Raw genomic sequence first — 11,302 nt, 5'->3', positions numbered from 1 at the left:
GTTGCCAGCTACTAAAGAGGCAGAAAAATTGTATGAAACCTTGGTTGATGAGCGTGGTCTAGGTGACTTGGGCACACAGGGTTTGATTAAATTATGGTGGAACTAATATTTAGTTCAAAAACAAAAAGAGCAGCTTCAGATTTTGGAACTGCTCTTTTTTATGAGTAAGTATAAGTGAATTTTAAGTTAATTGATTTTACTTTTGACTTCTTCTACGCCGTCTAAAACGTTAGCATAGCGTGCCAAAATGAAAAGGTAGTCTGATAAACGATTAATGTATTTTAAGCAAGCAGGGGCTAATTCTTGCTGTTCATCGTTTAATTTAGCCATTGCACGTTCTGCTCTCCTAGCAACCGTACGAGCATAATGCAAATGGGTCGCGGTAATCGAACCGCCCGGCAAAATAAAGTGGGTAGTTTTTGGAATTTTTTGATTAAGTTCGTCTATTTGTTGTTCAAGGAATTCGACTGTAGCCGCCGTTATTTCTTCGTGTCTTTTAACAACAATATCGCTTTCTAATTCATATAAATCACGTTGTCGATCTTGCAGTGGGTTAAGCAATTCTTGACACTGATCGGATAAGTTAGCAATTACAACGCCTATATAAGAATCTAGTTCATCGATGTCACCAAGTGCTTCAATTTGTAGGTCATACTTAGGTACCATTTTACCGGTGACTTGCTTGGTGTAACCTTGATCGCCGACTTTGGTATAAATTTTGATGGTCATAAAAGCCTCCGTTTGTAGTGATCTAGTGCAACATTAAGTGGTTTATATAGAATGGGGTAGAAGACTAAGTTGCCAACTGCATGGTAAGTATCAAAAACCAAACTTCCAGCCCAGTAGGCTAGAAATGCATTAAAGCCACCAAAAATCGACATTCCGAAGTCTACGAAACAGCCGTATTCCCAACCTAAAAAGACAGCAACGACTAATTGATAAGTAAAGTGCTTTTTTAACGGCGTAAATTTTGCCAGCAATGCAACAGTTAAAACGCAGCCGCCATAGGCTAAGACCTGTGAGATGGTCCAAATGCCGAAGCCTAAGTAAATGTTAGAGACTACCATGGTCAAAATGGCTAGGGCAAAGCCGAAGGTAAAGCCCATATTTAACGTTACGATTACCAAAATATCAGTAACTGGCTGAACGTTTGGAACTGGAATAATTTTAAAAATGCGTAAGGCTACGCACATGGCAGTTAAAATAGCAAGCAGTGCTAATTTCTTGGTTGAATCATGCATGATGGCTGATTAGTCGATCTTTGCTAAAGTAAATTTAACCTTATCTTTGTTAGCTACTTTTTGCTCTGCAGCACCTTTAGAAGCAAATTTGCCGTTGATAGTGTAAGTCCAGTAAACCTTTTTGGCCTTATTTTGGCTCTTACCATCGATTGAAGTGATGAAGCCATCAGTACTCTTTACTTTCCAAAGCTTCTTAAGGCCACGCATAACAGTTGAGTGCTTAGGCAACTTTACGCTTTTTGTCTTGTAGTTTTTATTATTCACTTTAAGGGTATAAGTAACGCGAACTTTGCTTGCAGCATCAACTTGTTGAACATTTTGGGTACTGCCATATCCAGCAACAGTGAAAGTAAAGATAGTAGCGATTCCGGCAAGAACTGATAATTTATTTTTTTTCATGATAAAACTCCTATTTTTTAATACATAAATTTAGATTATTTAACTGGACAAGCACCTGATTCACAATCGGTTTGATCAACTAGCTCGATGTCTTTTTGATCATCATGTCGTTTAGCAAAGACAGTAGCAACATCGCCAGATATTTTGGCTTTGCGCTCTTCGTATGTTTTCTTATCAATTGGTTCTTTTGGCGCTTGCTCCAAAGATCCACCATAGTAAGGAAGAAGAGACGTTGACTTGATGACGTTACGATATTGTTTAAATAAAGAGGTGATCTTGTCACCTTCATTGCTTTGGAAAGTGACAGTACAACTAACCGCATTATCGGACCAGTAGGTTTGTAAAAATGCTTGAGTTGCAAACTGTTCTTCAATTGAAACAGTACCTGCAGAAGCAAAGTTTTTGCTGTCTGCATGAGCTGCTCTTAATGGAAATTCTACACAAATAGTATTTGGTGAATAGATATCTGGTTCTGAGTAGTAACCACAAGCATCAAGGGCCTTGAGTAAAGGATCTGAGGCTTGGAATCTGATTCTTTGAATTAGGTAGCCAGCGTAGTGGAAGTGCATACCTTCAGAAGCACCTGCAAGTTTAGCAACAGTACCAGATGGTTTAACAGTGGTGTGTTTGATAGAAGGATTGCAATTTAAAGCCTTACTGTAGTCTTGATCGGCATCAATTACTGCTTGATATGCTTCTTCGACCATTTTGATTCCCTTAGGATCATAAATTGGCTTTTTAATTTTTGCGCCTGTCTCTTCGTCGATACTGTCTTCAAAGCCGGTAACAACCCGATGACCTAAATCATTTAAGAGCCAATCTTGGATACCTGACATTGAAACACCGATTCGTCTGTTCTTGTAGATGATGTTGCGGGAAACTTCCCAGTCGTATTCACTAAAAGTTACACGCTTGGTATAACGGGTAGCCAGTTTGAAGACCTCTTTTAAGTCCCAACCTTGTTCTTCAGCAATGTAAGGAAAAACTTCAAATAAGTTACATGGCTCACCGTTGGCTAGTGAAATCTCACCACATGGGTTTGTTCCTTCAACTTCACCATCAATGCCTTCTTGATAACCATCAATAATACGGCCGTAATTACGTGACAAGTTTAAGTTAACAACACCAGGTTCACCGTTTTCTCTAATACCAGCGGCAATTGGTTCGTATCCATCGAATTTAGCGTCAATCGCAACACTATTGTTTGAAGCCCAACGGTGATGATATAGCTTATCTTTATCTTGCTTCATTGTGATGAAATCTTGATCATCGTTAGAGCCTAATGCTAATTCAGCAGACCGTCTAACATTTCCTGCAACAACAGTTTTCCCGATTAAGTTGCAAATGTCTGTACCATCAACTGAGGTGATTTTTGTACCAACACGATTATTGATAATGTCGTTAATCTCAAACAGCATTTCGACCAATGGCATTGGGCCAGAAGCAGTACCACCAAAACCGTGAATTTTTGCACCGTAAGGACGAATACCACTAATGTCTAAAACCAACTTCTGTTTATTTTCAGGATTGGTCTCCTTAAAGTGCATATCAATTAAACGAGCATTAGCTAAAACCCAACCTTCACGGGTGTCAGGTAAATCGTAATAGATATAGTCATCCGAATTCTGATTTTGCTTTACCCACTCACTTTTATCAGTTGCTCCAAGCTTAACGGAGTCGTCATAAGAAGCACTAGCCTTGTCGATTACAATTGTTAAATCGATTTTATTGTCAACTGAGAGAATTTTTTGGATATTGTCTTGAACGACGGAAAAGCCAACGCCGCCACCTTTCATCAATTGGTCAAAGACGAAAGAAAATGGCATTGAAAGAGCTTCTTGATTTTTGTCCAAATAGTCAGGCACGATATGACTATCACCATATTTCTGTGGTTTGATAGCAATAAACCAGCAATTGTTTAAGGAATCACCATTACGTCTTTGGTAATCAGTCCCAGAAACCCATAAATTCCGCCCTGACGGAGTAGAAGCAAGGCCATAAATAAGCTTGAATAAACGCTTAGCTTCGTCTGTCAGTTCCTCAACCACATCTTCAGAAGGCGAATCAGTTAAGCGTGGATCAAGGTTAATGTTGCCTTCCACAACACGCTTAACTGTTTCGTCCCATTCTTCAGAGCGATTATATTCAGGAAGCCAGCGTGCATAAGTCCGCTTGTACGTGACCCAGCCAAGTTCTCCCCAGTGAGGCGAAACATTTTGTTTCACTTGATCAATATAAGCCTGATCCAAGCTTATTCTTGCATTTTTCATATACAAAATATCTCCTCATAAAATAACATTTTGTTTCACATACACATCATGTATGGTGTCTAAAAAGACTATAACACAATATCTTGTATTTACCAGCGGATATGCAGCAGTCAAATCCGAACAAAAAAAGATGATTTAAGGCGGCAGTAGGAGAAAAAGATTTTCAAAAAAATCATATAGCAATCAGCGTATAGAAAAAGCACAATAAACTAAAAAAAGCTTATTGTGCTTCAAAAAGACTAATAAAAAAGAGTTAACGACCAATTGCTGTGAAGAGCAGGAGAAGTATTCCTCCTAAAATAGCAAAAGGAATTAGTAAATGAATAAAGAAAATGAAGATTAAACCGCATGCCAGTATAAATAATAAAATTTTAATTATCCCAACACCTAGTTTAGCCAGTGCCCAGATCAATGCAAAAATTAGTAATAAAGTAAGCATACTAGTATTTCCTCCTGATTTATTTGGTAAGCAATTATACCTCAAGCGCAGTTACTTAAAATGAGTTTTACCTAAATTTAACAAAAAGATAATTATGTTTTTTATGAGTAATTTACTGGTATAATATTTTTCCGTAGCAGTATTTATTTCCCGGGAAATAATTGGAAAGGATGAAAAATACTTGCGTTTTAGACAAATTATTTTTGATGTAGATGACACACTAATCGATTTCGCGGATACGGAGAATTTCGCGCTCCATCGCCTTTTTAACGCGCATCACTGGCCACTAACAGAGGACTTGCAGCGCCGTTATCACTCATATAATCAAAGCTTATGGCGCCAACTTGAAACTGGTGCATTAACATATGATCAATTGAGCGAAATGGTTTTTCATAATTTTATCAAAGAAAACTATCATATTAATGTTGATGGACTTGCCATTATGGATGAATATCGTTCATACTTCAGTCAAGCTTATAAGTTGCTACCTGGTGTAGAAGATACGCTTCGCTTTGCCAAAAAGAGTGGGTACGAGTTGACCATTTTAAGTAATGGTGAAGCCTATATGCAACGCCACCGCTTAGAGCTAGCTGGAATTAAGAACTATTTTAATTTAATTATTACTTCTGAAGAAGCAGGTTATTCAAAACCTGATGCTCGAATTTTTGATTACTTTTTTGACCGGGCGGAATATGGTCCTGAAGAAACAGTCTTTTTTGGAGATGGTTTACAATCAGATATTTTAGGTGCAGAAAACTATGGTTTTAGCAGTGTCTGGTATAACCATCGCGGGCGAAAAAATAACATGAATTTACATCCTTTGTGTGAAGTGAAAACATATCCCGAATTCGTGAAACTGTTAAAAAATGACTTTGAAAGAATTAATTAGCAATTTGTTAAATTTGATGTGGCAGCATATATATTATTCGATATAATATAACAGAGGTGAAAATAATGACTGTCAAAATTAGTTCTTTAAATGATAGATATTTTTTAATTAACGGAGCTAAGATGCCTACTATAGGTTTCGGAACTTGGCAAACACCAGACGGTGATGTTGCCAAAAACTCCGTTATTGATGCAATTAATGCGGGGTACCGTTTGATTGATACTGCTGCTGCTTATGGCAACGAAGAGAGTGTCGGTAAGGGCATTAAGGAAAGTGGTATTAACCGTTATGATTTATTTGTTACAACTAAATTGTGGAATGATAAGCATGGCTATCAGGAAACAATTCAAGCAATTGACGAAAGTTTAGAAAAACTAGGGTTAGATTATCTTGATCTGTACTTAATTCACTGGCCAAATCCAAAAGCAGTGCGTGATCACTGGGCAGAATTAAACGCAGAGAGTTGGCGCGCAATGGAAGATCAGTACAAGGCAGGAAAGCTTCGTGCGATTGGGGTTTCAAACTTTAGACGTGAGCACATGGATGAATTACTAAAAACCGCTTCTGTTCGTCCAGCAGTCAATCAAATCTACTTAAATCCGAGTGATATGCAAGAAGAAGTTGTATCATATAATAATGAACTTGACATTTTAAGTGAAGCATATAGTCCATTAGGAACAGGTGGCTTAATAGGAAATAAAACTGTTGGTGAAGTGGCTGAGTATTATGGTAAAACGCCTGCTCAAGTACTCTTACGTTGGTCACTTCAACATCAGTTTGCACCACTTCCAAAATCTGTTCATACTGATAGAATAAAAGAAAATGTAGATATTTTTGATTTTGTAATCGATGAAGAAGATATGAAGAATTTGGACGGTTTGCATGGTGCTGCTGACCTTGCAACTGATCCTGATAAAACAAACTTCTAAAGTTAACAATTAAGGTGAAGAGCAATGAAAATAGGATTCATAGGTACCGGTAAAATAGGTAAAGCAATTATTTTGGGCTTATTGCAAGGAGATATCGCTAACCAAGATATTTATGTTTTTGGTGGTGGACATCTATCAGCCGAAAAAGTTGCAGCTGAATTGCACTTGAATTTAATTAACGACTATGCAGACTTTAAAGAATGCCAAGCTGTCATTGTTGCAGTGGGCGGTTCAGTAGTGGAAACTATTTTTGAAGAACTTGGTCAAAAATACCATGGCATTATCTTATCCACTGGTGGTGGTGATTTAGAAAAGGTAAACCATGAATTACCTAATGGCTCTTCTTTTGTCAAAATTGTTCCAAATACACCAGTTCAAATTGGTGAGGGAATTACAGCAATTAGTTTTGCTGCAGGTGAAAAGCCTGAAGTAATCAAGACTGTAAAAGCTCTTTTTGAACAAATGGGTGATGTTTACGTTGTACCGGCCAACTTACTAGGTATTTATGGTACTGTTGCAGGTTGTACTCCAGCATATGTTGATTTAATGATTGAGGCATTGAGCGACGCCGCTGTTCAAAATGGGGTAAAACGAGCAGAATCCTACCAAATCATTGAAAAAATGCTTTTAGGGACTGCTAAATTAGCATTAACTAGTGGTAAGTTGCCTGAAGAATTAAAAGATGAGGTTACTACTCCTGGTGGCTCTACCATCAGAGGCGTTAATAAGTTAGAAGAAAAGGGTTTTCGTGGAACATTAATTCAGGCACTTAATGCTTCGGCTAAGTAAAAATTAGCAAGATCACTTAATTATAGGAAGACAAAATAAAAGGCACCGAGTAAGTAAAATCGGTGCCTTTTTATTTTGTCTATTGTTTACTTATCTTGGTAATCTGCTAAATTGATTACCTGGTCATACTTGTCTAAATCAGCAACTTGATAGTGATGAATTACTTCTACAAAGGTTAAATTCGAATCCAATAATATTTGATGAATTGCGGCTGAAGTGGCTTGATCAAGCGAAGCGTTGATTTCATCAAGTAACAAAATTGGACGTTTTGATAAAATTGCTCTTGCTAATTCAATTCGCGCTAATTGCCCACCAGATAGCTTGTCGGCATTATCCCCTAATTGATAATCAAAGCCTTTCTCTTCTACCATGGTATCTAACTCTAATTGCTTGCAAACTTGCTCAACTTCATCCACAGGTAGTTTTTCACCTAACGTTAAATTGAACCAAAGTGTATCAGCAAAAATAACCGGTGATTGACTGGAATATGCAAATAGATTAGATATTTGATCAGCTTTTACTTTTTGATTATCAATTAAAATATTTGCTGCTGTTCCGAATTTATTAGACATCATAAAATACAGCAAAGTAGACTTACCACTACCAGAAGGTCCAATAACTGCTATCTTTTCTCCAGGTTTAATAGTTAAATTAAGTCCACCGAAAAGTTGTTTTTTGTCCCTTTCTAAACAGATATTTTGCCAACTTGCTTGTTTAGTGAAAGTGCAGTTAACTGATAACTCTTTGGTATCTGCCAGGTCTAAATAATAATTAACCTTTTTCACAATATCTTTAGTCGTTGACAAGTGATTGCGTTCTTCTAAAATTTGCATAATTGGTTTAATAAACGAATTTGCTAATTGAACAATTGCAAATAGGACACCCATCGTTGTTTGGCCGTGTAATACCATTAACCCACCTAAATAGGCTGGAATAACAAACGTACCATAAATTCCTACAAAGCCGACAATTGTTTGAATATTATTACTCAGCAAATTCATCTTACACAGAGCTTCTTCTAATTTTGAAACTTTGGGTAAATTTGAAGCAACAGCATTAGCTTGCTTGTGATATAGCTTTAATGAATCGGTTCCTGCTAAGATGTTTTTTATTTGACTAACATACCTACTATTAGCTTCGGTCCACTGATTTGAAGCTTTACGTATCGGCTTTTGTAATAAACCTGAAGCTAGTATTGGAAGAGCAGAACCGATTAGGAAAAATATCGTCAAAATCGTATTAATATATAATGCGTAAATTAATGAAATCACAACTGTCACAAAATAAAAGGCAATATTAATTTCGGCATTAAATCGGTTAGTTTCTAACAATTTAAAATCATTGGTTAAAAACCCTAAAGCTGAAGCATTATCTTCTTTAGACGTTTCTAACATTCCTGCGAGAATTTTGGTTCTCAAACGGGTATTGACTTCCTGAACAGCATTATTTTTTAAATAATTGTAGCCTAACTCAGCTACTAAAACGATTAAGAATAAAATTAGGGCAACTAAAAACATGTGAGGAAGTGCATGCAAGTTTTTATCCGCTAATGCATTTGTCATAGTTTCTAACACGTAAGCCATAACGATATTTTGTGTGCTAGCAATTATGCCAAGTATTACAAGCGCTGCAAGTTTCCATTTATTATAATATCTAACAATCATAATTTCTCCTTGCCTAGTATTAGTAGTAATTGCTTATTTTAAATCATTAACTAATAATTAAATTTCGGTATTCACTAGCTCCTATCCAGTGATTAGGAGAAGAAGAATAAGTTGTTCTAAATTATTGTAGAAATCTTTCCGATAATTAAAAGTACCTTCTTTAAAACTGATAATAAATTCATCATTTTAATATAATACCATTCTTTATATTAAAAATTAAATATTTTTTAATTTTATATAATGTACTTACTGTTTTTAACTGCTCTTAGCAAGATTACTTAATAATGAAAGACAAAATAAAAGGCACCGAGTAAGTAAAATCGGTGCCTTTTTATTAAAGTCAAATCATTAAATGTGTTTAAGAAGGGAAATAAGTTTTTATGAAATTAAAATTCTTTATCCAAATCAACTGGAGTGTCAGGAGTTTCACCCTTGATTAACTTCAAGTTGTTGTCAAATGAGTTGATAACCATGTTACGAACAGCGTGTGTTGTGTAGAATGCTGTGTGAGGAGTTACCAAAACGTTTGGACGAGCGATTAAGTCAGCTAAACGCTTGTCAGGTAATTCTTTATTAGAGAAGTCTTCGTTAAAAATACCAACTTCACCTTCATAAGTATCCATTACGAAGCCGAAGATCTTACCTGAATCAAGGCCACGAATAACTGCATCAGTATCAACAAGAGGACCACGTGATACGTTAACAATAACAACGTCATCTTTCATCTTCTTGATTGATTCATCGTTAATCATGTGGATGTTTTCAGGAACATCAGGTACGTGAAGTGAAATTACATCAGATTGAGCGTAAAGTTCATCTAAAGTATCTACATAGTAGCCCTTCTTCTTAAGAATAGGGTTTTGGAAAATATCGTAGGCAATAACTTTTGCGCCAAAGCCTTCCATAATTTTCATGAATACTTGACCAATATGTCCAGTACCAACAACACCAACAGTTTGGTCACGAACTTCACGACCAATTGTAGGAGCCCAACGTAAATCATGCTTAGCAAGCTTTTCGTCCATAGCTTTATCTTGACGTAAAACTCTAGCTGCTTGAATAGCTGCATGTTCAGCAATAGCATCTGGTGAGTATACAGGAACATTAGTTAACTTAAAGCCAAGTTCCTTAGCCTTCTTTAAGTCAATGTTGTCGATACCAACGTTACGGATTGACCAGTTACGAATACCAAGTCTGTCTAAAGCTTCAATTGTGTCAGCTTTGTAGTCTAATTGTTGGTAAGTAACAACACCATCAGCACCCTTAGCTAATTCAGCAGTTTCAGGTGTTAAAAGTTGATCAGTGTATTCAACATCAACATCTCTGTGAGCGTCGCTCCACTCGCGAACATAAGGCTCTTCGTCTTTACGAATCGCATAAGCATAAATTTTAGTCATAAAATCTAACCTCCAAAAATCGTTATTACTTTCTCTTGTGCTATTATACACTTGTGCTAACTGAATTAAAAATATAAAAATGTGAAAAAGATAATTTTCGAAAAAAGTTGATTTTTCAATAAGCGCTTACATTTATTGAGTACCAACTAATTAAGCTAGAATACTCATTTAAATAAGTTTTTCTAAAAGTCGTGAAATTGGTAACAATTTTTCTTTTATGTAAATAGTGCAACTATTAATAATATTAGGTAAGTTTTTCAATGAATCTTTGTGCCAGTCATAAAAAACTATATAATGTAGAAGACGGTTTTAAAAGGAGAAAAAAATGATCTTAATTTCATGGAATATTGATTCATTGAATGCCGCTTTAACGGGTACCTCTTCAAGAGCTGAGGAAACACGTAAAGTTTTGGCAAAAATACATGATCAGGATGCAGACATTATTGCAATTCAAGAAACTAAATTGCGTGCAACTGGTCCAACTAAAAAGCACTTAGAAGTTTTAGCAACGGAATTTCCTGAATATGAAATAGTGTGGCGTTCTTCAGAAGAGCCGGCACGTAAAGGTTATGCCGGAACAATGTATCTATACAAAAAGGAACTTAAGCCTGAAGTGACTTTTCCAGAAATTGGTGCTCCAGAGCCAATGGACCAAGAAGGTCGCATTATTACATTAGAGTTTCCAGAGTATTTTGTCACCCAAGTTTATACACCAAACTCTGGTAATGGTCTGAAAAGATTGCAAGAGCGTCAAATTTGGGACGAAAAATATACTGAATACCTAAAAACTTTAGATGATAAAAAACCAGTTTTGGCAAGTGGCGACTATAATTGTGCGCATGAAGAAATTGATTTGAAGCATCCAGATAATAACCATCATTCTGCTGGCTTTACCGATGAAGAGCGTGCAGGCTTTACTAAATTGCTTAATGCTGGCTTCACTGATACTTTTAGAGAAATTAATGGTAATGTTGAAGGTGTTTATTCATGGTGGGCTCAAAGAATTAGAACTGCCAAAGCAAATAATTCTGGCTGGAGAATAGACTACTGGATTACAAGTAACAGAATTGCTGACAAGGTAAAGCGTTCAGAGATGATGGATACTGGCGCACGTGCCGATCACTGTCCAATTTTGCTAGATATTGATTTGTAAAACATGATTAAAAGAAATCCATGAATTTGGATTTCTTTTTCTTTTTATTTATTACATAATAGAAGGTTTTGAGGAAATTAGATGAATAAACCGTTGCAAGATGCGATTCTTAATGGCTTATATGATCAAACG

11 protein-coding genes are annotated in these 11,302 nt (G+C 36.2%); 4 read left to right on the top strand and 7 right to left on the bottom strand.

The genetic code is table 11. The features are described 5' to 3' along the window. Positions 1-186: 186 nt before the first annotated feature. From CRG87_RS06980 to CRG87_RS06960, 5 genes are all read right to left on the bottom strand, one after another. A complete protein-coding gene (locus tag CRG87_RS06980; protein WP_074426418.1) occupies positions 187-729 on the bottom strand; it encodes a cob(I)yrinic acid a,c-diamide adenosyltransferase in 543 nt (180 codons plus the stop codon). Further along, positions 726-1,241: an ECF transporter S component gene (locus tag CRG87_RS06975; RefSeq protein ID WP_074426419.1), complete on the bottom strand. Its 516-nt coding sequence runs from the start codon at positions 1,239-1,241 to the stop codon at positions 726-728. Before CRG87_RS06975 ends, CRG87_RS06980 begins: the two co-directional genes overlap by 4 nt. A gap of 9 nt (positions 1,242-1,250) precedes the next feature. Beyond that, complete coding sequence (locus CRG87_RS06970) at positions 1,251-1,640, bottom strand: DUF4430 domain-containing protein (protein WP_074426420.1); 390 nt, start codon at positions 1,638-1,640, stop codon at positions 1,251-1,253. A gap of 35 nt (positions 1,641-1,675) precedes the next feature. Further along, positions 1,676-3,910 (bottom strand): ribonucleoside-triphosphate reductase, adenosylcobalamin-dependent, encoded by a 2,235-nt coding sequence (gene nrdJ, locus CRG87_RS06965; RefSeq protein WP_074426421.1) that lies wholly within the window; start codon positions 3,908-3,910, stop codon positions 1,676-1,678. Positions 3,911-4,163: 253 nt separating this feature from the next. Further along, positions 4,164-4,349, bottom strand: a complete 186-nt coding sequence (locus CRG87_RS06960; RefSeq protein ID WP_046305789.1) for a hypothetical protein — start codon at positions 4,347-4,349, stop codon at positions 4,164-4,166. A gap of 181 nt (positions 4,350-4,530) precedes the next feature. On the opposite strand from CRG87_RS06960, the gene CRG87_RS06955 reads away from it, so the two are divergent. The 3 genes from CRG87_RS06955 (at position 4,531) to proC (ending at position 6,956) form a co-directional block, all read left to right on the top strand. Beyond that, the gene (locus tag CRG87_RS06955) at positions 4,531-5,238 is read left to right on the top strand and encodes a YjjG family noncanonical pyrimidine nucleotidase (RefSeq protein ID WP_074426422.1); all 708 of its coding nucleotides are present in this window, start codon (positions 4,531-4,533) and stop codon (positions 5,236-5,238) included. 65 nt (positions 5,239-5,303) lie between these two features. Next, entirely contained in the window at positions 5,304-6,167 is an 864-nt protein-coding gene (locus CRG87_RS06950; RefSeq protein WP_074426423.1) for an aldo/keto reductase, read from the top strand. 24 nt (positions 6,168-6,191) lie between these two features. Further along, entirely contained in the window at positions 6,192-6,956 is a 765-nt protein-coding gene (gene proC / locus CRG87_RS06945; RefSeq protein ID WP_074426424.1) for a pyrroline-5-carboxylate reductase, read from the top strand. 86 nt (positions 6,957-7,042) lie between these two features. Here proC and CRG87_RS06940 read toward each other — a convergent pair whose 3' ends face one another. Together CRG87_RS06940 and CRG87_RS06935 are read right to left on the bottom strand one after the other, a co-directional pair. Next, positions 7,043-8,620, bottom strand: a complete 1,578-nt coding sequence (locus CRG87_RS06940) for an ATP-binding cassette domain-containing protein (protein WP_074426425.1) — start codon at positions 8,618-8,620, stop codon at positions 7,043-7,045. A gap of 386 nt (positions 8,621-9,006) precedes the next feature. Further along, positions 9,007-10,017: a D-2-hydroxyacid dehydrogenase gene (locus CRG87_RS06935; RefSeq protein WP_074426426.1), complete on the bottom strand. Its 1,011-nt coding sequence runs from the start codon at positions 10,015-10,017 to the stop codon at positions 9,007-9,009. 325 nt (positions 10,018-10,342) lie between these two features. On the opposite strand from CRG87_RS06935, the gene CRG87_RS06930 reads away from it, so the two are divergent. Further along, complete coding sequence (locus tag CRG87_RS06930) at positions 10,343-11,170, top strand: exodeoxyribonuclease III (RefSeq protein WP_074426427.1); 828 nt, start codon at positions 10,343-10,345, stop codon at positions 11,168-11,170. Positions 11,171-11,302 lie beyond the last annotated feature (132 nt).

Origin of the sequence: Lactobacillus apis, from assembly GCF_002837055.1 — a bacterium.
GTDB lineage: Bacteria > Bacillota > Bacilli > Lactobacillales > Lactobacillaceae > Lactobacillus > Lactobacillus apis.
Note: the sequence above shows the minus strand (reverse complement) of the source record. Positions and strands in the feature narration are given on the sequence as shown.